The 21,961-nt window shown below is 68.6% G+C and carries 19 protein-coding genes; 15 read left to right on the forward strand and 4 right to left on the reverse strand.

Going from position 1 to position 21,961, the window contains the following annotated elements:
• Positions 1–26: 26 nt before the first annotated feature.
• Both ACTICP_RS10685 and ACTICP_RS10690 read left to right on the forward strand, forming a co-directional pair.
• On the forward strand, positions 27–1,415 hold the full coding sequence (locus tag ACTICP_RS10685; RefSeq protein WP_441892246.1) for a DUF6421 family protein: 1,389 nt from the start codon (positions 27–29) through the stop codon (positions 1,413–1,415).
• An 18-nt stretch (positions 1,416–1,433) separates the two neighbouring features.
• Complete coding sequence (locus ACTICP_RS10690; RefSeq protein ID WP_441892248.1) at positions 1,434–2,075, forward strand: SDR family NAD(P)-dependent oxidoreductase; 642 nt, start codon at positions 1,434–1,436, stop codon at positions 2,073–2,075.
• A gap of 180 nt (positions 2,076–2,255) precedes the next feature.
• Here the strand turns inward: ACTICP_RS10690 and ACTICP_RS10695 are convergent, their stop codons facing one another.
• Positions 2,256–3,665, reverse strand: coding sequence for an MFS transporter (locus ACTICP_RS10695; protein ID WP_441892198.1), 1,410 nt, complete (start codon positions 3,663–3,665; stop codon positions 2,256–2,258).
• Positions 3,666–3,713: 48 nt separating this feature from the next.
• Between ACTICP_RS10695 and ACTICP_RS10700 the strand changes: the two genes are divergently transcribed.
• Positions 3,714–4,781, forward strand: coding sequence for a threonine aldolase family protein (locus tag ACTICP_RS10700; RefSeq protein WP_441892200.1), 1,068 nt, complete (start codon positions 3,714–3,716; stop codon positions 4,779–4,781).
• Here the strand turns inward: ACTICP_RS10700 and ACTICP_RS10705 are convergent.
• Positions 4,778–5,377, reverse strand: a complete 600-nt coding sequence (locus tag ACTICP_RS10705; RefSeq protein ID WP_441892202.1) for a DUF4916 domain-containing protein — start codon at positions 5,375–5,377, stop codon at positions 4,778–4,780. The genes ACTICP_RS10700 and ACTICP_RS10705 overlap by 4 nt on opposite strands.
• Before the next feature lie 59 nt (positions 5,378–5,436).
• Between ACTICP_RS10705 and ACTICP_RS10710 the strand changes: the two genes are divergently transcribed.
• Positions 5,437–6,090, forward strand: coding sequence for an alpha/beta hydrolase (locus tag ACTICP_RS10710; protein WP_441892204.1), 654 nt, complete (start codon positions 5,437–5,439; stop codon positions 6,088–6,090).
• Here ACTICP_RS10710 and ACTICP_RS10715 read toward each other — a convergent pair.
• A complete protein-coding gene (locus ACTICP_RS10715) occupies positions 6,079–6,381 on the reverse strand; it encodes a hypothetical protein (RefSeq protein WP_441892206.1) in 303 nt (100 codons plus the stop codon). The genes ACTICP_RS10710 and ACTICP_RS10715 overlap by 12 nt on opposite strands.
• Before the next feature lie 262 nt (positions 6,382–6,643).
• Here ACTICP_RS10715 and ACTICP_RS10720 point away from each other — a divergent pair, with 262 nt between their 5' ends.
• The 10 genes from ACTICP_RS10720 to ACTICP_RS10765 all read left to right on the forward strand — a co-directional run bounded on the left by ACTICP_RS10720 (position 6,644) and on the right by ACTICP_RS10765 (position 18,414).
• Positions 6,644–8,257 (forward strand): ABC-F family ATP-binding cassette domain-containing protein, encoded by a 1,614-nt coding sequence (locus ACTICP_RS10720; protein ID WP_441892208.1) that lies wholly within the window; start codon positions 6,644–6,646, stop codon positions 8,255–8,257.
• A gap of 33 nt (positions 8,258–8,290) precedes the next feature.
• Entirely contained in the window at positions 8,291–9,487 is a 1,197-nt protein-coding gene (locus tag ACTICP_RS10725) for a hypothetical protein (RefSeq protein ID WP_441892210.1), read from the forward strand.
• A gap of 29 nt (positions 9,488–9,516) precedes the next feature.
• Positions 9,517–10,821 carry a hypothetical protein gene (locus tag ACTICP_RS10730; RefSeq protein WP_441892212.1) on the forward strand — a complete coding sequence of 435 codons (1,305 nt, stop codon included), beginning with the start codon at positions 9,517–9,519 and terminating at the stop codon, positions 10,819–10,821.
• Positions 10,818–11,870, forward strand: a complete 1,053-nt coding sequence (locus ACTICP_RS10735) for a hypothetical protein (protein ID WP_441892214.1) — start codon at positions 10,818–10,820, stop codon at positions 11,868–11,870. Before ACTICP_RS10730 ends, ACTICP_RS10735 begins: the two co-directional genes overlap by 4 nt.
• On the forward strand, positions 11,867–13,528 hold the full coding sequence (locus ACTICP_RS10740; protein WP_441892216.1) for a tetratricopeptide repeat protein: 1,662 nt from the start codon (positions 11,867–11,869) through the stop codon (positions 13,526–13,528). The genes ACTICP_RS10735 and ACTICP_RS10740 overlap by 4 nt, the downstream gene beginning before the upstream one ends.
• A complete protein-coding gene (locus ACTICP_RS10745; protein ID WP_441892218.1) occupies positions 13,522–14,874 on the forward strand; it encodes a CHAT domain-containing protein in 1,353 nt (450 codons plus the stop codon). Before ACTICP_RS10740 ends, ACTICP_RS10745 begins: the two co-directional genes overlap by 7 nt.
• 73 nt (positions 14,875–14,947) lie before the next feature.
• The gene (locus tag ACTICP_RS10750; RefSeq protein ID WP_441892220.1) at positions 14,948–15,640 is read left to right on the forward strand and encodes a DUF3592 domain-containing protein; all 693 of its coding nucleotides are present in this window, start codon (positions 14,948–14,950) and stop codon (positions 15,638–15,640) included.
• Between the two features lie 82 nt (positions 15,641–15,722).
• Positions 15,723–16,760, forward strand: a complete 1,038-nt coding sequence (locus ACTICP_RS10755) for a PA2928 family protein (protein WP_441892222.1) — start codon at positions 15,723–15,725, stop codon at positions 16,758–16,760.
• Positions 16,760–17,929 carry a PA2928 family protein gene (locus ACTICP_RS10760; protein ID WP_441892224.1) on the forward strand — a complete coding sequence of 390 codons (1,170 nt, stop codon included), beginning with the start codon at positions 16,760–16,762 and terminating at the stop codon, positions 17,927–17,929. Before ACTICP_RS10755 ends, ACTICP_RS10760 begins: the two co-directional genes overlap by 1 nt.
• On the forward strand, positions 17,926–18,414 hold the full coding sequence (locus tag ACTICP_RS10765; protein ID WP_441892226.1) for a hypothetical protein: 489 nt from the start codon (positions 17,926–17,928) through the stop codon (positions 18,412–18,414). The genes ACTICP_RS10760 and ACTICP_RS10765 overlap by 4 nt, the downstream gene beginning before the upstream one ends.
• A gap of 15 nt (positions 18,415–18,429) precedes the next feature.
• Here the strand turns inward: ACTICP_RS10765 and ACTICP_RS10770 are convergent, their stop codons facing one another.
• Positions 18,430–18,843, reverse strand: coding sequence for a DUF6157 family protein (locus ACTICP_RS10770; protein ID WP_441892228.1), 414 nt, complete (start codon positions 18,841–18,843; stop codon positions 18,430–18,432).
• An 81-nt stretch (positions 18,844–18,924) separates the two neighbouring features.
• Here ACTICP_RS10770 and ACTICP_RS10775 point away from each other — a divergent pair.
• On the forward strand, positions 18,925–21,961 hold a 3,037-nt coding region (locus tag ACTICP_RS10775; RefSeq protein WP_441892230.1), incomplete at its 3' end, for a DEAD/DEAH box helicase.

Raw genomic sequence — 21,961 nt, forward strand, 5'->3', positions numbered from 1 at the left:
TGTCCACTCCCGTTCAGAACACTGCCATCATCGGCGAACCCGAGGTCGTCGAAGATGCCGCCCGCGCAGAGGCCAGCGCTGCCTGGCGGATGCTGAAGGATGCTGCCATCGCGATCCGCGAGCTGCAGGTGAAGGACGGGTCGATCCCTGCCGCGGACGACCACGATGCCGCCCACGAACACGTCGCCGCGATCACAGCCGGCATCCGTGCGCTCGCTCCAGCCTTCCCGCACGATGCGGAGTATCTCGCAGCATCCATCGTCGATTTCGATCGCTGGGCGACGGGCGGTTTCGGCGTTCCGGACTTCCTCGATTCGCTGGTCGCCTTCCAGCCGCAGCGGCACCGTGTCGACGGCATCCGGCACCTCATCGTCTTCCCGATGTACACGCAGAACGGCTCGCCCGATCGCCTCGTCGAAGCCCTGATCGTCGAGGCGATCTGGCCGAACTTCATCGCCGACCTGGAAGCCGGCGACTACGGCAACAAGCTGTTCGTCTCGCTGCGGCTCGTGGATTTCACGCCCGGCTACGACACGAACTCGGCAGTGCTGTTCCCCGAGACCGTCGCGATGCGCGAGATCCCGCCGTTCACGTGGGGCGCTATCTTCCAGGACCGCGAGGCGGCCCGCTATCGACGCGTCGTGCGCGTGGCATCCGAGATCACCAAGCTCGACCTGCCGGGGCCGGCGGCGCGGATGCTGGATGACCAGGGCCTCACCGAGAAGACGTTCGTGATGTGGGACATCATCCACGACCGCACGCACATGCGCGGCGACCTGCCGTTCGACCCGTTCATGATCAAGCAGCGGATGCCGTACTTCCTGTACTCGCTCGAGGAGCTGCGCTGCGACCTGACCGCGTTCCGTGAGTCGGTGGCGATTCAGAAGCGGCTGCGAGCGGCGGAGACGCTGTCCGCTGCCGAGGCAGAGACGCTCGAGCACGCCGGCCTCGTGCAGTACGCCGTGATCTTCGACCGGATCTTCCGGTTCGCGATCACCGGCTCGCGGGTGCGCAACTACGACGGCCTGGGCGGGCAGTTGCTGTTCGCCTGGCTGCACCAGCGGGGTGTGCTGCACTGGACCGATACGCAGCTCACGTTCGACTGGGACGAGGTGCCCGACGCCGTGATCGCACTGAGTGATGCGGTGAACGATCTCTACTGGCGCTCGATCGATCGGCCGAAGAAAGCGCACTGGCTGGCGGCCTACGCGCTCGTCAACTCTGTGCTGACACCGAACCCGGCATCCGTATGGGCTCGCGGGTTGCCAGATGAGGTGCTCGTCGGCCTCCCGAAGGGCTATACCGACGCGGTGCTGGATGACGAGTTCCCCCTGTCGATGTTCTTCGAGGCGCTCGAGAAGAAGATGCGCCCGGTGATCGAGTCGACCTCGGGGATTCGGGCGTCGGATGAGTGACGGCGGCGGGAGGGGAGCCTGGTGACCGCCGAGGGTCGAGTGGTCGTGCTCGCCGGCGCGACGAGCGACGCAGGGCTTGCGGTCGCACGTGCTCTGACAGCCGCTGGTGCTCGGGTGATCGCCACCGGTCGATCGGCTGAGAGGCTCGTCCCGCTCGCGGATGCCGGGGTCGAAGTGACCGCGGCTGATGCGACATCGCTGGACTCGATGGCAGATCTGGCCGCGCGACTCGGGCGCGTCGACGGCGTGATTCCGCTCGTCGGCGGGTGGCGCGGTGGCGGTGGGCTCGCGGGTCAGTCCGACGAGGACTTCGCCGCACTCCTGCCCGCCCTCGAAGCCGCGCGGGCGACTTCGAGGGCGTTCGACTCTCTGCTGCGGGACTCAGATGCGGGGCGCTTCGCAATCGTGTCATCGACCGCCGTCGCCCGACCGCTCGCCGGGGGCGCGAACTACGCGGCAATGAAGGCGGCGAGCGAGGCCTGGGCACGGGCGGTGGCGCACGGATTCGCGAAGACGGCTCGGGATGCCGGCGAACCGCTGAGCGCGGCATCCGTCGTCTTCCGGGCGAAAGCCCTCGACGCGGAGGCGCTCGCTGCAGCAGTCGTAGCCCTCTGGGATGCCGGGGCCGAGGAGCTCAACGACCGCGTGATCGAGTTCTGAGCGGGGCGGCGGGGCGGGGCGGGGGCCGGCTTCGACTCGCCTTCGGCTCGCTCAACCCGTTTCGTCTTCGGCGCTCCGCGCCTGCGCTCAACGACCCGCGTGTCTTCGGCGCTCCGCGCCTGCGCTCAACGACCGGCGTGTCTTCGGCGCTCCGCGCCTGCGCTCAACGACCCGCGTGGGTCACTCACGCGCGTCGGGGATCTCGGGAGCGATGCCCCGGACGGGCGGCGGCGCATCGGGCGACGACTCCGGGGGCCCCTCCCCGCCGGCGGGCTGTGCCGGCGCGTGCTCGTAGAGCTTCGTGAGCTTGCGGTACGAGCGGGTGAAGAACGCGAGCGTCGTCGCGACGACCATGATGAGTCCGGCGAAGAGGCAGACCAGGGCGATACCGCGCGCATCGCCCTCGCCGAGCAGCCAGCCCCACTGCTGTTGACCGGCGGGGCTGTCCATGTACGGGATGATGAGGAACTCGGCGAGCGGGGCGATGAGGAAAGCCGTGATCGGGGCCGCACTGGCCTCGAACGCTGCGGCTGTGCCGAACACACGGCCCTGACGTTGAAATGGCACCACCTTCTGGATGACTGTCTGCTCGGCCGCCTCGACCGGTGGGACGAGCATCATGTAGAACCAGATGCCCACCACATACAGCGGCCACCACTCTCGCAGCATGAAGATGGCTCCGAGCAGCCCCATGGCGATGACGACGAGCAGCATCGTGCGCACCGGCCTCTTGCCGAGACCGAACTTCGCCACCAGGGCGCCACCGATGAGGAAGCCCGTCGACCCGAACGCGAGCGCGATGCCCCAGATCTGTGCGTCGAACAGCGTCAGACCGTACGGATCCATCAGCGCCATGTAGACGCCGCCGATGAGGTTGTTGAACGTCGAGAAAATGATGAGGGCGAACAGGCCCGGGGCGAGCCGGATCGCCTGCACACTGCCGCGGAAGTCGAGCGCACCGGACGAATTCGGGTCGGGCACGGGTTCGGCCTCGGGGATCCGGATGAACAGCAGGTGTACGAAGCTCACCCCCATGAAGACGATCGCGATGACCAGCGTCCACCCCATGCCGAGGAACCCGATCGACAGCCCGGAGAAAACACTGGTCACCAGGAACGCGATGCCCTGCACCGTGCCGACCAGTCCGTTGGCGTTGGCTCGCTTGTCCTCTTCGATGAGCAGGGTCACCGTCGTCGAGAGCGCGATGTTGCGCAACTGCTCGATCACGCCGCCGAACAGGATGATCGCGGCGAAAACCCAGAACCAGGGCGCCCCGAGGTCGAGCAGCTGGTCTTCGGTGAAGAACAGGTAGAGCACGCCGGCCGCGCCGAACGCCACAGCAGAGACGACACTGGACAGCACCATCACGGCATGCTTGCGATGCCGGTCGACGACGGTGCCGAAGACCATCGCGAACAGGGCCACGAAGAGCATGTACGCGCCGCCGATGATGCCCGTGGCCAGCACCGACTGCGTCTTGATATACACCCAGAACGTCAGCGCGAACCACAGGAAGCTCGTCGTCACATTGGCGATGAGCGTGTTGATCAGGACGTTCGCGAACGCCGATCGTGCTGCGGTGAGCTGCATAAGTACGAGAGTAGGCATCACCACCGACATCCGACATAGGCTGTTTCGGTGAGCACCCTTCATGAGCCCCAGGTACGGGGATTCGCCTCGGACAACTACTCCGGCATCCATCCCGAAGTCCTCGCGGCGATCGCCGCGGCGAACGACGGCCACCAGATCGCCTACGGCGAGGATCAGTACACCGAGCGGCTGCAGGAGGTGTTCCGCGGGCACTTCGGCGACGGCATCCAGGCGTTCCCGGTCTTCAACGGCACCGGCGCGAACGTCGTCGGCCTGCAGTCGATGCTCCCGCGCTGGGGCGCCGTGATCGCAGCATCCACCGCCCACATCAACGTCGACGAGGGCGGGGCACCCGAGCGCATGGGCGGGATGAAGCTGCTGACCGTGCCTTCCGAGGACGGCAAGCTCACCCCCGAACTCGTCGACCGCGAGGCCTGGGGCTGGGGCGACGAGCACCGTGCACAGCCATTGGTCGTCTCGATCACGCAGTCCACCGAGCTCGGCACCCTCTACACGGCCGATGAGATCCGCGCCCTTGCTGATCACGCGCACGGTCACGGCATGCGGCTGCACATGGACGGCTCGCGCATCGCGAATGCCACCGCGGCCCTCGACGTCCCGGTGCGCACCTTCACGCGCGACGCCGGGGTCGACGTGCTCAGCTTCGGCGGCACGAAGAACGGTGCGATGCTCGGCGAAGCGATCGTGGTGCTGGATCCCGAAGCATCCGAGGGACTCGTCTACAGCCGCAAATATTCGATGCAGCTAGCGTCCAAGATGCGCTTCATCTCCGCCCAACTCATCGCGCTGCTCGAGGGCGACCTGTGGCTGCGCAACGCGCGCCACGCGAACGCGATGGCCGCACGCCTGCGGGCCGGTGTCGAGGCCGGGCTCGCCGACGGGACGATCCGTGGCGTCGAGTTCGCGCAGCCCACACAGGTCAATGGCATCTTCGCGATCCTCCCCGAAGGGGTCGCGGATCGTCTGCGCGAGTCGTTCCGGTTCTACGACTGGGATGCTGCGCGCCGCGAAGTCCGTTGGATGTGCAGCTTCGACACACAGGAATCCGACGTCGACGCGTTCATCGCCGAGATCGCGCGGTTGACGACGGGCTAACGCAGCAGGCCGAGACTCGCCAGCGCGGTGCGGATCAGCGTGCCGCGACCGCCCTCCATCTCGGCGGCGACGGCCTCGGATGCGGCATCTTCTGGCGAGAACCAGGTGACCTCGAGAGCATCCTGACGGGGCTCGCACGTGCCCGTCACCGGCACGACGAACGCCAGCGACACCGCGTGCTGCCGGTCATCGTGGTAGGCGCTGATACCCGGCAGCGGGAAGTACTCAGCCACCGTGAACGGCAACGGCTGCGGCGGGAGCAGCGGGAACGCCATCGGCCCGAGATCGTTCTCGATGTGCCGGAACAGCGCGTCTCGGACCGTCTCGCCGTACCGCACGCGACCCGACACGATCGTGCGGGTCATCTCACCGAGCGGCGTGGAACGCAGCAGGATGCCGAGTTCGGTCACCTGGCCGGTGCCGTCGGTGCGCACGGGAATGGCCTCGACGTACAGCATGGGGATGCGCCGCCGCGCCTCGGCGAGCTCGATCTCGCTCAACCAGGCCGGGTTGCTCGCGTCGGAGGGAAGCTCGCCGAACGGCGTGAGGTCGTCGTCTTCGCCCTCGGGCTCCGGGTCAGGTGTGCGCACCGCCATGTTCCATTTCTACCAGTGTCCGCTCTCGCAATGTCTGTGCTCGCTGGCAGGATGGCCGTGTGAGCGACTTGTTGACGATCGATGCCACTGCGACCCGCTGGGCCCCTGAGGTACGCGAGGGCCTGCCGCTCGTGGTGATGCTGCACGGCTACGGTTCCGACGAGAACGATCTGTTCGCGCTGCGGCCGTTCCTGCCCGATGGGATCGCGGTCGCATCCGTCGCCGCTCCCCTCACTCCGCCGTGGCCGGCGCCCGGGCGGTCGTGGTACCCGATCGAGGCGCTGGAGGGACGGCATCCCGATGGCGTGACCGAGGCCGCCCAGGCCCTGCTGCGCTGGCTGGATGCCGAGGCCGCCGACGCTCCGAAGATCGCCCTGCTCGGGTTCTCGCAGGGCGCGGCAGTGTCGATCCAGGCGATGCGACTGGATGCCGCGCGCTTCGGTGCGATCGTCGCTCTCAGCGGGTACGCCACCCCGGGCGACCTGCCCGCCGACGAATCATTGCGTGAGCTGCGACCGCGGGTCTTCTGGGGTCGCGGCACGAACGACGACGTCATCCCCCAGCCGCTCGTCGATCACACCGCCCAGTGGCTGCCCGAACGTGCCGACCTCACCGGACGCGTGTACCCCGGGCTCACCCACAGCGTCTCCGAAGAAGAACTGCAGGACGTGCGCGTGTTCCTGGACAGCTGGTTGGACGAGTCAGCGGACTGACGGCGGGCCGCCGGGACCGGGCTCATCAGCATCCGGGTCGTCCTGGCCACTGGCATCCGGGCCGTCCGATTCCGGGCCGGCGTCAGCGACGCCCCCGCGCGGCTTCCGTCTGCCGGCTGCGCCGAGCACGATCGCGAAGAGCACGCCGACCGCGACGCCGAGCGCGATTCCGAGACCCATGTTCTCGAACGCCGACCCCATCGCGACGCCCACGCCCATCCCGATGGCGATGCCGGCACCCCAGCTCATGCGTTGACGCATCTCGTTGCCACTTATGTGATCGTCGGCCATGCTTCCACGGTACGAGTTCGATCGCCCACCGGCATCCCCCGCGCGACGGATATCACGACACGCCCGACTGTTGCGCCCCGCGACACGCCCGAGTATTCTCTACGTGTCCCGTCCGCCGTGTTTGGAAGTTCATTGATCTGAGTCGTTGCCTCCGCGCCCCTCTTTCCGCGCGCTGACACGACCCTTCCTCAACGGCTTCACCTCCGCCTTCTCGGCGTGATCCGGTGACCGGTGTCAGTGCTTTCGCACCCCGGAGACTCGCATGTCAGCACCGACCACCCATTCCTCGGTCACCCTCGACCGACTCACATTCACCTGGCCCGACGGTTCCACCGCCCTCGACGGTCTCACCGGATCGTTCAACACCGGCCGAACCGGCCTCGTCGGCCGCAACGGCTCGGGAAAATCCACGCTTCTGCGCCTGATCGCCGGTGATCTCGACCCCACCTCGGGCGCGATCATGACCACCGGCGAGGTCGCACACCTTCCGCAGCAGCTCACGCTCGACACGGATCGGCGGGTCGCCGAGCTCCTCGGCATCGCGGGTGCGCTCGACGCGGTGCGCGCGATCGCGGCAGGAGACGTCGACCCTGCGCACTTCGACGCAGTCGGCGACGACTGGGATATCGAGGCGCGCGCCGAGGTCGCTCTGGCCGAGGCGGGCCTCGACCCGTTGTTCGTCGACCGCTGCGTCGGAGAGTTGTCCGGGGGTGAAGCCGTGCTCGTCGCCATTGCCGGCATCCGCCTGCGGCGAGCGCCGATCACGTTGCTCGACGAGCCGACCAACAACCTCGATCGCGACGCCCGCGCCCGGCTCGCCGCGATGGTGCGCGCCTGGAAGGGAACGCTCATCGTCGTGAGCCACGACGTCTCGCTCCTCGAGCTGATGGATGAGACGGCCGAGCTGTACGCGCACACGCTCAGTGTGTTCGGCGGCCCCTATTCGGAGTGGCGCACCTGGCTGGATGCCGAGCAGAACGCCGCGCTTCAGGCCCAACGCGATGCGAAGCAGGCGTTCAAGAAAGAGAAACGGCAGCGCATCGAGGCCGAGACGAAGCTCGCCGGTCGTGCACGTGTGGCCAACAAGGCGTTCGTCGAGAAGCGGGTGCCGAAGATCATCGCCAACGGCCGCAAGATGGAGGCACAGGTGTCAGCGGGAAAGCTCCGCGGCGAGGTCGCGGAGAAAGAAGCCGAAGCGCGTTCCGCGCTCGATACGGCCGGTCGACGGGTGCGCGGCGACGCGTCGATGAAGATCGAACTCCCTGATCCCGGCGTGGCTCGAAGCCGACGGATCGCGACGCTCAGCGACGCCGAGAAGTCGTGGACGGTGCAGGGCCCCGAGCGGGTCGCCCTCGTCGGCGGCAACGGCGTGGGAAAGACGACGCTGCTGCAGCGGCTCGTCGGCTCTGACGCACCGACGGCAACCGGAGAACCGGAGGCGACGGCGCACACCGACCGGATCGGGTACCTGCCGCAGCGGATCGACGGGCTCGATGAGGCGCGCTCGGTGATCGAGAACGTGACGCAGGCCGCGCCGGAGATCCCCGAGAAGGAGCTGCGCAACCGGCTGGCACGATTCCTCATCCGCGGTGACACGACGGATCGTCCGGTGGGCACTCTGTCCGGCGGCGAGCGGTTCCGGACGGCACTGGCAACGCTGCTGCTCGCCGACCCGGCCCCGCACCTGGTGGTGCTGGACGAACCGACGAACAACCTCGATCTCGACACCGTGGATCAGGTAGTGGAGGCGCTGCGCGCCTATCGCGGTGCGGTGCTCATCGTCAGTCACGACGATGCGTTCCTGGCGCGCTTGGACCTCGATCTGACGCTCGAGCTCGACGCCGACGGGGTGATGCACCAACACGAGAGTCCGTGATCGGGAGCGAATTCAGGAAGATACTCTCACCAGATGGATGAGACCGGCTCGTCACGCGACATCGGGCGCACGGGAGCGCGCACGTGGCGCACGCTCCCGTGGTTCTCCATCGGACGTTGGGCGCTGGCCGCCGGTGCTGCCGTGCTCGCCGCCCTGTGGATCTGGACCGCCTTGACGTCGAACCATTCGACGCGCGGGTACAACGACTGGCTCGTCATCCTCGTGCTGTACGCCGTGTACTTCATGCTGGCGACGCCGCGACTCGTGTTTCGGCGCAGCCGAGGGCAGAGGAAGCCGCAAGAGTCGGATCCGTTTCTGCGAAGAACGACGACCTATCTCGTCGCGTTCTTCGGCGGCATCTGGATCCTCGCCTTCCCGGTGCAGTACTCGGAGATCTCCCGCGTCGCCGCGATCACCGAGATCGACGGAGAAGAGGTCGCGATCATCTCGTACAACCGCGTCGGCCCGCGAGGGCTGCTGCAGATGGCGTTCGGGATGGAGACGCAGCGCGTCGCCGCGGTCGATCTGGGAAGTGGAAATCATCTCTGGGACGTCGAGACGTCACCGGCGGCGTTCACGGAGGAGAGTGTGCTGGGTATTGATGGCGGGTTCGTGTACGTCACTTCGCCTGACGGTATCCACGCGCTGTGCCTCGACGACGGCTCTTCCGACGAGCAGCAGCAGCCGTCGGAAGAGATTTCGGATGCCTGGACTGTGGACGATGCCTCCCCCAGTGGCACGGAGAACACCGCGTCCAGCGGAGAAGGGTCAGTCTTCGTCGAAGACGGCATCCTCTCCGTCGGGGACGAGGACGGTCCGCACACCGAGCTCGGCCGCGTCGGCGCGGACGATATCGATACGAAGACGACGATCGTGGTCGATCCCATCGTGCATCGGAACTCGGATCTCACGGTCTACGACGACGGCTACGGCCGAGAACTCCCTGAGGCGGTCGGCACCGGATATATCGTCATTCAGCAGCAGACCTATCGCCGTTGGGGTGTGTATGACTACCGGATCAGCACGGTGAGCCTCACGACCGGACGCACCATCGACGAGATCCAGGTTCCTGAAGCGGCCAGCGGCGGGATGACGGCCGCTTCCGGATCGAGCATCGTGATGCTCGAGGCGCCGATGCTCAGCACCACCGACCTGATCATGATCACGCCCGGCGGCGAGCTGTCCCAGTCGACGATCGGCCGTTCCGGGTTCTTCAGCGAAGCGCTATGAGTTCGTGCGCGTCGATAAGGTTGACAATCATGAGTCCGTCCACGCCGTCGCCCTCCGTCGACCCGGATGGGCCTGCGACGGAGACCGTCCCGCGCATGACCGCGATCTGGCGGGGCTGGGCTGCTCTCGGTGAGGCCGTCGCACCTCTGAGCAACGGCACGGGGCGTCCGCTTGCCCGCACGGTCAAGCTCCTGCTCGATCCGCTGGTCATCCGCCCGGTCCAGAACCCGCATCTCGCCGGATTCGCGCTCACGCCGGATGCCGCCGACGAACTCGTCGCCCGCATCGCTGACGCCGACGACACACTCATCGCGACCGTGCAGTGGTTCCTCGTCCTCAAGAGCGCTCGTCGCGCACTGCGCATCACGGACGGCAACCCGCAGGAGAAGTACTTCCAGCGCTGCTTCGAGCTGGCCAGAACCCTCGGCGCGCCGGACAATGCGTCATCCGAGCAGATGGCGATGGACGCGGTACTGGAGATCGCGCAGGCCGGCGGCGAGAGTCTCATGGCGCGGATCCGCGAGATCGTGCAGAATCCGGCCGAGGCGGATCAGTTGCATGGCGAACTCGTGTCGGCTTGGCATTCTCGCCGACGCCCGGAGGAAACGCGTGCGGATGCCGAAACGCTCACCGTCGAAGTCCTGAACACCTGCGGCACGGACGCGACCCCCGACGTCGACGGTCTCGTCGACGCGCGCGCAGGCAGCGCGGCGGCATCCACCCTGGACGACCCGGATGCCGCACGGATGCTCGGCCTCACCGTGCTCGAACTCCCGGCGATGCCGGAGCTCGGGGCGACGGCATCCAAGCGCGCACTCCCCCGCCCCTTCGACCGCTCGGTTTTCGAGCGGCTGTTCGCCGTGCTCTCGGGCAGCTCGGCGGCGGATGTCGATCTGGATGCCGACGAGGTGCTGGCCGACGAGATCCTGCGCACGGCCCAGCCGTGGGAGCTCGCCGATGAGCAGAGTCGGGTCGTCATGCTGCTGGGCGCCGAAGCGAGCCGCGCGCTCGAGCCCGTCGACCTGCTGCGACCGACCACCGCGCACCGGCTCCTTCGCGGGCGGTGGGAACGGGAGGCATACGTACGACGGGTGCGGCGACTCCCCGCCGACACCAGCGGCGTCCCTGCAGCGATCCGCGATGACGTGCACGCCGTGCGGGAAAGCTACCTGCGCCGACTCTGGGTGCGCCTGCACGGACGCGAGCTGCGCGGCGTGCAGACACCCGGTGGCGAGCTGTGGGACACGCTGGACGGCAGTCTCCGCTCGGTCGTCATGGACCAGCGGCACCGGCTGAAACTCGCGATCGGACGCAGCGCGGAGGGAGCGGCATGAGCGTGTGGGTCCACATCGACGACGGTGCGGCGAACCTCTCGCGCACGGCGTCGCGCGGCGACCGCGCCGAGATCCGCACGGCGATGATCGAGGCGCGCGGCGCACTGCTGTCCTGGGATGCTGCCTCTGACGAGCGCTTCCCGGATGCCGAGATCCACAGTCCGTCGGAAGCATCCGGTTGGCTCGCCGAAATCTACGGCGAGGACATCGCCGCCGCCATCCGCACAGCAGACGAGACCTCGCTGCCCCTGCCGGAGGACGCCGAACTCGTCGACGCCGCCCATCGCCTCGCCGCCCTGACCTGGGCGAGCCACTGGTGGCCCGCCGGGGTGTACACGCCGGCGCTGAACGGTCCGATCCTCGCCGCCGAGACAGTGCTCGCCGCCCACGCCGTGGCGCATCTGCTGGACGATGAGGATGCCGTCGAGCGTGCGCTGCACGACGCCGTGGACGCCCCGTCGGCTCTGACCGCGGTTCCACCGCAGCTTCGCTCCGACGCAGTCGTGGTCGTCGACGCGCTTGCTGCACTCGCCGACGACCACGGCATCGCTCTGAACCCGGCGGTGATCCCCGCACCCGAGGACTGGGCCCTCGCCGCTGGCACCCGAACACAGGTCGGCGACGGCATCGAGATCGGCCACGGCACCGCCCCCGTCCGCTGGGCCGACGTCCCTCCGCAGACGGTCGCGGCCGACAGCGACGCGCAGTGGTCGCTGCGGCACGTGGACGGCGTCCCGCACCTGCATGTGTCGGTCGCGGCGGTTCCCGGTGCGACGGCCGAGCTCTGGGCGCGCTTCGGGCCGCACGCGCTCGACATCGACGTGCCGCTGCACGGGGACGGCAGCGCGTTCACCGGATCGACCGAGGTCGCAGCATCCACGGCTCTGCTGCCGCTTGACGAGCGCACGCTCTGGGTGCGCGACCCGGTGCTCGCAGCGGTGCCCGGCCCAGCGGAGCGCGACGAGGATCGCGATGCCGTGCGCGAGCACGCCGTCGACCGGCTCGACGATCCGCGAGCGAGTCTCGCAGAGCGCGCGGCGGGCGAATGACCGACGGCGACGCTGACGCCGCGCGGCACGTCCGCGGCCGGGTCCCGACCAGCGAGCCGTGGATTCCGGTGCGCGATCTCAACAACGACGGCGCAAAGCTCCTGGGCCGCGGCGACACCGATGCGGGCGCCCGGATGCTGCGCGAGGCGATCGCGCGCACCGAGGGCAGCGACGAGGTCGAGGCCCGTGATCTGCGCGCGCGAGCACTGATCAACCTCTCCGGCATGCACGACTACCGGGCCGAACTGGATGAGGCGCTTCGGCTCATCGACGAAGCACTCAGCATCGGCGCGGCGCTGGTCGAAGAAGTCGGCGACGAACGCGGAACGCGCACGGTGATCGTCAATGGCATGGTCTCCCGCACGCAGATCCTCGCCCAGAGCGATCATCTGGAAGAGGCGCTCGTCCAGGCGGATGAAGCGCTCGCCATGCTCGACGCGCACGGCGACATCGGCCAGGCCGACCTCATGCGATTCCAGGTGCACAACGTCCGCTCGTCACTGCTCCTGTTCACCGGCAGGCTGCAGGACGCCGAAGCCGACGCAAGAGCCGCCCTCGACCTCGCGGCGCGCGTGGACCCGGCGCTGGCCGCGCATCCCTACCTCACGCTCGGAGCGATCGCGCAGCAGACCGGCGATATGGTCGCATCCAATGAGTTCATCGAGCTGGCGCACGGGATGCAGGACCCGGAGGGCGACCTCGTCACCCGTCAGATCACCCTGGAGAACCGCGCCCGCTCGGCGATGCAGCAGGGGCGGCACGAGGAGGCGGGCGATCTGTTCCGCGAGGCCGCCATCCTCGCGCGCGAGGGCGATCTCGTCACCCGCGAGACGGCGAGCCGCATGGGCGCTGCGGCCGCGTACCTCCAGATCGGGAATCCGGCGCTGGCGGCGAAGACGCTGCGCACTCTCATCGACGAGCTCGGCACGGATGGTGCGGTGCACGACCGTCGCGAGGCGTACGGCTTCCTCGGCGATGCCGAGTCGAAGCGCGGCAAGTTCGCGCTCGCGGATGAGGCCTACCTCGCCGCGCGCGAGCTGACGCGCTCGGCCTACGAGCGCTGCCGTGTCGACCTGCGACGTGCGGAGATGCAGGCGGAATGGGCGAGCTTCACTCCGCTGTCGAAGAAGCGCATGGAGCGGCTGCGCCGTGGGCTCGACCTGGCCATCCCCGTGCTGCTGGCGACGGAGGCGCTGCGTGCCGACTTCACGCCGGGCCCGGTCCGCGAACGCTGGAGCCTGCAGGTTTCCGCACCTGCCCGTGAGTTGGCATTCCGACTCGCGGTGACACTCGGCGACGCCGAGGTGCTGTTCGCGCTCATCGAGAACGCCTCGGCTTCTGCGACGCTGCAGGCCGAGTCGATCGAAGCGCGGCTGTCCGACTCCGACCCGGAAGATGCTCCTCTCGCGCCGGTCACGGAGCTCTTCCCCGATCCGACGCCTCCGGCGGAGCCCGATTCACAGATCGACCTGGTGCTCCCCGCCGCGGCATCCGGCTTCATCGGGGAGATCGCCGCCCCCGTACCGCTGCGTTTCGCGCCGCCGCCGCGCGTCATGCCGATTCCCGGATCAGAACCCGCTCTGGAGCCATGGATTCGCATCGCCGAGGCGGAGTACGACGTCGCGGTGCGCTCGGAGACGGTGGTCGCCGGATGGTGAAGTGGCGTTCGCCGAAGAACTGGCGTGACATGAAGCACCTCGGTCCGCTCGCGTCGGGCCGACGGTTCGACGAAGCGGTCGTGCTCACCGACCTTCCCGATGATCAGCAGCCGGTCGCGCGACTGCGATACGTCGACGGTGATGATCTCTTCGTCAACTGGATCTGGGACCACCAACGCGATTCTCCGCGTATGACCGTGATCGAGCGGGCGCTGGTCGCGCCGGCGCTCGATGCCCTCGCGCAAGCGCTGCCCACGCCGCTCCCCGGCGAGACCGGCGAGCAGGCCCTCCAGCGGGCATTGACAGACGGCCCGATGCTCGACCTCGAGCGCGAGCAGCATCTGGCGGAACTGCTCACCTCGGCGCTCATCCCGCAGTGGCTCGGCCTCGAGCTGAACGCGCTGGAGGCCGCCGGACGCCGACCGCACCTGCGCATACAGCTCTCGCCGTCGACTGCTCAGCTGCCCTGGGAGCTCATGAGCTCATCCGGTGGCGAGCGCGGCATCGACATGGTCGACACGTCCGTGCTGCTGCCGGCCACGCTGCGCAACGACCCGGCACGCGAGGTGTCGACGTGGCATCCGGGATCGACGGTCGCCGCCGTGCTGGATCCTGCCGTTCCCGGGTTCGCCTCGTCGAGCGAGCTGGGCAGTGTGCTCGGCCCGGTCGCCTCCGGCGCCCCGCTGGCCGAGATGGTCGCCGTGCTCGGTGACCGGGTGCGCCCCGCCGCCGCGTCGCCTGAGGCGGCGTTCCGTCGTCGCGATATGGATCGCCTCTCGCTGTCCGGTGCCGTGCACGATGCCGGGCGGTTGTTGTACGTCGGGCACGTCACGTCGTCGACACACGCGCTGGATGCGCGGATGCATCTCTCTGATCGGGCGGATGCGCCGGGGCTCACCGCGCCCGTCGGCACCCACCGGCCGTACTCGGCCGCCGACATCGCCCTGGGCGCTGCCGGACTCGCGCCGCTGCGCGCCCCGAACCGCGTCGCCCTGATCGCATGCGACTCGGGCAGCGACATGCGTTTCGCCGAGCCCACCGGGCTCGTCGCCGCGTTCGTCGCGCGAGGGGCCGAGTACGTGACAGCGACGCGCTGGACGCTGCCGACCGAAGCGGGGCTCCGCCGATTCGTGCCGGCACTGAGCGATCGTGCCGAGGGGATGCTGGCAGAGGCGATCCTGGCCGTGAACACGGCACACGAAGCATCCGATCCCGTGCGCGCTCTCGGTGCCTGGCAGCGCGCCCAGCGCCGCCGTTGGACAGAGACCGGGGATCCGCGGTACTCCCCCATCATCTGGGGCACGCTGGCGACGGCGTGGGCGCCGATTCCGCCCGCTGTTCGCTGAGCCAGGCCGCACCCGAACGCGTGATCGGGAGCGACACCCTGCTCGTAGAGTCCTCAGAACGAGGAGGCACACGATGAGCATGCACGATCCCGCCCGGCGCCCGTGGGGCACCGCGACAGGCGCACGCAGCGTCACACTCTCCGCATGGACGCTGGTCGTTGTCTTCGCTGCGCTGGCCGCGGCGTGGTGGGTGGGCATGCTCCAGGGAGACCGAGACCTCCTGACCTCGGCGATCGTCGCCTTCAACATCAGCATCTTCGTCAGCCTCGGCGCCGTGGCCATCGATCTCACGACGGCCCAGCAACGCGGCGAAGAGGAATCGTCCGCACTTCCGCGCCTGCCCGGATCGTGGCTGGCAGGCGCCGGTCTCGGTGCGATCGCCGCCGGCGCGCTCGCCCCTGGGCACGGCCTCGCGCCGGCGTTCTGGGGACTGCTGATGCTCGCCGGAGGCGTGACGCTGTTCCTCTCCCCGGTGCTCGTCACGCAGCATCGTGCACGGAAAGCTCGACGTCACTCGCGCACGCGTGCCACGGGGGTACGCACACAGGCCACCGTGACCGAGGTGCGCACGTTCTACCGGGAGCATCTCGCGCGCTACCGCGTGACGATGCGCTTCACCGATCAGCAGGGTGATCAGCGCTGGTTCACGCAGACGGCTGCCGCCGGCTCTCGCGGGATCGAGACGGGCCAGAAGCTTCCATTGCACTACGACCCCGTGCGCCCGGGAAAGACGCGCACCCTGGTCATCGACTGGCCACAGCACTGAGGGGGCCGCCTCGGGCGATCACGATCCGTGATCGGTAGCGCGCCGCGCCGCATAGCCTTTCACGACGCGGGAGGAGGGCCTCATGACGAGCACAGATCCACGTACTGATCGGCGCCGGGCCGTCTGGGGCGTGCTGATCGTGATCGCCGTGATCGCCGCGGTGATCGCCGGGTTCATCGCGATGGTCGCGGCGACTCACGGACCCGCCCACAGCGAACCCTCCAACGCGATCGCGACGGCCGAGGTCGATGGACGCAGCGTCGCCGTGGTCGTCTACAAGAACGACACCATCGGACACCTCGACCTCTTCCGCATCGAATCGATGGGCTTCAGCACCCAGGCCGAAGCTTTCGATCTCGACACCGGCGAGCGCATATGGGACACGCTGCTGTTCGCCGAGTTCGGTGGCACCGAGGCACGGATCCTCGGGATGGGACCGGAATACGCGTACATCGCGAGCGCGGCAGGACTGCTGATCCTGGATGCCGCGACGGGTGAGATCGTCGCCCGCGACGATGAGGTCGCCGGTCTCGGCGAGGACTACATCGCCTCGATCGACGCCTATGTCTGGGATGCCACGGCAGAAGCCGTCGTGCTGCTGAATGCGAACGGCGCAGTTCTCAGCATCCCCGATGACGGACGGGAAGCAGTGCCGGCACCCGCTGATCTCGCCGCACGATGGACCGACCGGCTGGGCGTCTCGGACGACGCCGGGTCGGTATTCTCGCCGGATGCCTGGGAGCAGACCGACGCGTCGGCGCCGACGCCCGACGGGCAGAACATCTCCCCGGTGTGGGTCGACGACGGCTGGGACAGGGAGGTCCTGCTCGAGGACGGCACCGGGTTCGCCGCAGGGTGGCAGAGCGGATTCGCCGTGACGCAGACCTACGAATCAACAGCATCCGACTCTCCCTACGTGTTCCAGGCCGGCGACCTCGAAACCGGGCGCCTGCTCGGCATGGTCGAGGGCGAGAGCAGCGCCTCCGCCGTCACCGTCAGTGCCAACGGCCACGTCGTCATGCTCTCGACGAACGACAGCTACCAGGGGCTGTTGATCGTGGCGACGGCCCACGGCATCCGCTCGTCGGTGATCGGTGAAAGGGCGTTCCTCGGATGGTGATGAAACGGATCGGGATCGGGGTCGTCCTGCTGCTCGTGGCGGCTTTCGTCGCGGTGTTCTTCATCGTGCCCGGCCCGATGATCTCCACTGCCGCCCGCGTCGGCCAGGGGCTGCTGTTCGCACAGATCGACGGACGCGACGCGGTCATCATCGCGTACGACGACAACGGGTTCTCGGGCGTCGGGTTCTTGTCACCGTGGCACCACGACGGCCGGATCGCGGCGTTCGACCTCGACACCGGCGAGACGATCTGGGAACACGGACTCGATGGTGAGGGCGCATCCCTCACCCGCATGATCGCGGCCGGCGAAAAGTACGCATACCTCGAGACGACGTTCGGCCTCCGCGTGATCGCTCTCGCCGACGGTTCGACAGTGGCGACGGAAGCGGACATCCCCGGCCTCGGCGAGTTCGATGGGCTCACGACGACGTTCGCCTTCAGCCGGTCAGAAGGGGCGATCATGGTCAATCCGGAGGAGGGGGTCGTTCGCAAAATCGTGCTCGACACGCTGGAGGCCGCCGACGTGGACGCCCGCACGTACGAAACATGGGAGTGCGTGCTCGCGTGGACGGGCCACGGCTATGCGGAGAGCGACGACGAGGCGGTAACAGTGGATCGGATGCCGGCCGACCGCGAGGTTCTCGGATTTGGAGTGCCATCGGGGAGCCCGCCGGGGACGCCCGGCAAGCGTCTCACTCGCCTGAACGATGACGGCTCTGGGGTGTCGCTCGGAGCCGAGACCTTCGTCAGCCCCGGATTCGTCGCGCAGTCGGTCCTCGTGGAGCCGATCCCTCTCGGGTGCGGGGACGCGCAGTGGGACGACGATGTGTTCCCCGACGGCAAGGCTGTCGCCGAGCCGCTCGGTACCCGGGGCGGCTACGCCGTCGTCGATCATGCCCGGAACGCGCGAACCGACGATCGACAGATCACCGTCGTGGATGCTGTCAGCGGCGAGGTGCTCGGTTCGAACCCGGCCGAGGGCGGTCTGGTCGATGCAGCGACGGCGCCCTCTGGCCAGGCTGTCGTGATCGTCGATCGCTTCCTGCCCGGCGTGCTGCCGAGCTGGGGAACGACGCCGGTCACGTCGACGCTGCTGTTCATCGCCGCCGACGGGTCGATGCGCGAGATCGTGCTCGCGCCGCACGGATGGCTCGGGCTGCCGTGGTGAGCGCGCGCCGTCTGCGGAGGTTCGCACAAGAGCGCGGTCTCCTGTTCGAACGTGAGGTGGCCGCGCGTCGCTCTCCCGCGGTGTTCCGGCAGTATGACCGCCAGACGCTGGTGGGGTGGTTCGGTGTTCCGGGGCCCACCGGGTTCGAAGTCGGTCAGAGTGTGCGGGCCCGGGCCATCACGGATGAGACCGCGTATACGTCTCGCATCACGTGGGCCGCATTCGCGCTCCGCCCGGGCGACGGTGCTCGGGTCGCGCTTCGCATCATCGCCGGCGTGCTGCCGAGCGGATGGAACGTTGAGATCGACGACGACGAACTCGTGCTCTGGACGCTGCGTCGTCGCACTCGTCTGACCTCGACACGGCTGTGGACGTGGCTCGAGATGGCGCATGGTGTGCTCGAGCCGCTCCTCGCGCGACCCGCGCGGGTATCTGCTCCGGCGGTTCGGGAGCGACGCGGCATCCGATTGGCGATTGAGGCGTGATCTCCGCGATCGCGACTACTTCGCCCGGCTGCTGCGCATCGCCTTCGTGTGCGCGAGCGATGCATCGGCGACGAGCGCCGCATACTCTTCGGAGTCACGCGGCACCAGGGCTACGCGGCCCTCGGCGTCATGGTGCGTACCCCAGCCGTAGCGCTTGCCGAGCGGAGAAGAGCGCAGGCAGGGCTGCCCGTTCGAGAAGAACTCCGCGCGGGCATCGGCGTCGGCCGGATCGATGCCCTTGCGCAGAGCATGCGTTTCGAAGATCACGTCGTCGGAGGTGCGCCCGTAGGGTTTTTCCGCGATGAGGCGATAGTGCAGCGCCGCGATCGACTGGTTCTCGGCGATCGGCGGCTCGGCGCCGTGATCGATCGGGCAGTCCTCGGATGCCTCGATGAAGGTGCCCTGGTAATTCGTCGTGTGCTCAGCCATGACACCACCATCCACCCACCCGCCCGCATTGTCGAGAGCGAGAGTCGACCCGATGTCCCCGGTAGCGCGCATGATGGAGTGGTGCCCGATGTGCTCGACCGCTTCACGCCTGCGACGCAGGACTGGTTCCGTGGTGCCTTCGCCGCGCCCACGAACGCGCAGGCAGGTGCCTGGGACGCGATCTCGGCGGGCAAGCACGCGCTCGTGGTCGCCCCGACCGGATCGGGCAAGACGCTGTCGGCGTTCCTCTGGGCGATCGACAGCGTGTTCCGCGAGAAGGCTCGAGATGCGGATGCCGCGGGCACCCGCATCCTGTACATCTCGCCGCTGAAGGCGCTCGGCGTCGACGTCGAGCGCAACCTGCGCTCGCCTCTGGTCGGCATCGGCCAGTCGGCTCGCCGTCTCGGCATCCCCGCTCCCGGTGTGACTGTCGGCGTGCGCTCGGGCGATACCACCTCGAGCGATCGCCGCAAGCTCGTCTCGAACCCGCCCGACATCCTCATCACGACCCCCGAATCGCTGTACCTCATGCTCACCAGCCGCGCCGGCGAGACGCTGCGCGGCGTGCACACGGTGATCATCGACGAGGTGCACGCGGTCGCGGCGACCAAACGCGGCGCGCATCTCGCGGTGAGTCTGGAGCGTCTGGAAGCTCTGCGGCGGGCCGCGGGAACGGAGACGCCCGCCCAGCGCATCGGCCTGTCGGCGACCGTACGCCCCATCGACGAGGTGGCGCGGTTCCTCGGCGGCTCGGCGCCGGTCGAGATCGTCGCGCCGAAGGCCTCGAAGACGTTCGAGCTGTCGGTGTCGGTCCCGATGGAGGACATGACCAATCCCCCGCCGCCGCCCGGGGCCCCGTCGACGGATGACGCGGATGCCGAGTACACCGAGGTCACCGGGTCGGTCTGGCCGCATGTCGAAGAGGCGATCGTCGACCGCATCCTCGAGAACAGCTCGACGATCGTGTTCTCGAACTCACGACGTCTCGCCGAGCGGCTCACCGGGCGGCTGAACGAGATCTACTCCGAGCGGATCGGCGTTCCCCTGCCGAACCCGACTGCGCCGCCGCCCGCCGCGATGATGGCGCAGGCCGGTTCGACGTCCGGCGCCGACCCGGTCCTCGCCAAGGCGCATCACGGGTCCGTCTCGAAGGAGCAGCGGGCGCTCGTCGAAGAGGAGCTGAAGTCCGGCATCCTGCGCTGCGTCGTCGCGACCAGCAGCCTGGAGCTCGGCATCGATATGGGGGCTGTGGATCTCGTCATCCAGGTCGAGGCCCCGCCGTCGGCGGCATCCGGTCTGCAGCGCGTCGGCCGGGCCGGTCATCAGGTCGGCGAGGTGAGCCGGGCCGCGCTCTTCCCCAAGCACCGCGGCGACGTGCTGCACACCGCGATCGTCACCGAGCGGATGCTGGCGGGCAAGATCGAGGCGATCGCCGTGCCTCGCAACCCTCTCGACATCATCGCCCAGCAGACCGTCGCCGCCTGCGCACTGGACGCGATCAACGTCGAGGATTGGTTCGAGACCGTGCGGCGATCGGCGCCCTTCCAGTCGCTGCCGCGCTCGGCATACGAGGCGACCCTCGACCTGCTGGCCGGGCGCTTCCCCTCCGACGAGTTCGCAGAACTCCGCCCGCGCCTCGTCTGGGATCGGGATGCCGGCACCCTCACCGGTCGCCCTGGTGCACAGCGGATCGCCGTCACCAGCGGCGGCACGATCCCCGACCGCGGGCTGTTCGGCGTGTTCGTCGCGGGTGAGGGCGCGGGCCGCCGCGTCGGCGAGCTCGATGAGGAGATGGTCTACGAGTCGCGCGTCGGCGACGTCTTCACCCTCGGCACGACGAGCTGGCGGATCTCCGAGATCACCCACGACCGCGTGAACGTGATCCCCGCATACGGACAGCCGGGCAAGGTGCCGTTCTGGCATGGCGATGGCATCGGCCGGCCGTATGAGCTCGGCGAAGCGCTCGGCGCGTTCTCCCGCGAGGTGGATGCTGCGCCGACGGAGAAGGCCGCGCAGCGCCTCATCGAGGCCGGGCTCGATGAGCAGGCGCGCGCCAACCTGCTCGCGCATCTGCGAGAGCAGCGCGAAGCCACCGGCACCCTGCCGACCGACCGCAACCTCACGGTCGAGCGCGGCCGCGACGAAGTCGGCGACTGGCGCGTCATCCTGCATTCTCCGTACGGCATGAAGGTGCACGCGCCGTGGGCGCTGGCCGTCAATGCGCGCATCCGCGAACGCCTTGGCGTCGAGGGATCGGCGGTGGCGAGTGACGACGGCATCATCGTGCGGATTCCGGATGCTGATGCCGAACCGCCCGGAGCCGACCTGTTCGTCTTCGACGCCGACGAGATGGAGCACATCGTCACCGAAGAGGTCGGCGGCTCGGCGCTGTTCGCCTCCCGGTTCCGCGAGTGCGCCGCGCGGGCACTGCTCATGCCGCGGATGAACCCGAACAAGCGCACACCTCTGTGGCAGCAGCGGCAGCGCTCAGCGCAACTGCTCGAGGTGGCCAGGCGGCATCCGACGTTCCCCGTGATCCTCGAGACCCTGCGCGAGGTGCTGCAGGACGTCTACGACCTGCCGTCGCTGCGCCGGCTCACCACGGCGATCGCCGAGCGGCGCGTACGGCTGGTGGAGACCGAGCCGGCACAACCGTCGCCGTTCGCACGCGACCTGCTGTTCGGGTACGTCGGCGCGTTCATGTACGAGGGGGATTCGCCGCTGGCCGAGCGCCGTGCCGCTGCGCTGTCGGTCGACCCCGCGCTGCTCGGCGAACTGCTCGGCACTGTCGAGATGCGCGAGCTGCTCGATCCCGACGTCATCGCGCAGTTCGAACGCGAGGCGCAGCGGCTGGATCCGGAGCGGCACGCCCGAGGCCTCGAGGGCGTGGCAGACCTGCTGCGAACCCTCGGCCCGTTGGACGCCGCCGAGGTCGCGGAGCGGTTGGAGGGCGAGGGTGCGGATGTGGGGCTTCGACTCGCTGACGCTCGCTCAACCCGTTTCGACTCCGGCCTGCAGCCTCCGCTCAACGACCATACGAACGACCTCCCGTCCCCTCGCGGGTCGTTGAGCGAGCGCAGCGAGACGAAACGGGCTGAGCGAGCACAGCGAGACGAAG

The organism is Microbacterium sp., from assembly GCF_052102115.1.
Taxonomy (GTDB): domain Bacteria; phylum Actinomycetota; class Actinomycetes; order Actinomycetales; family Microbacteriaceae; genus Microbacterium.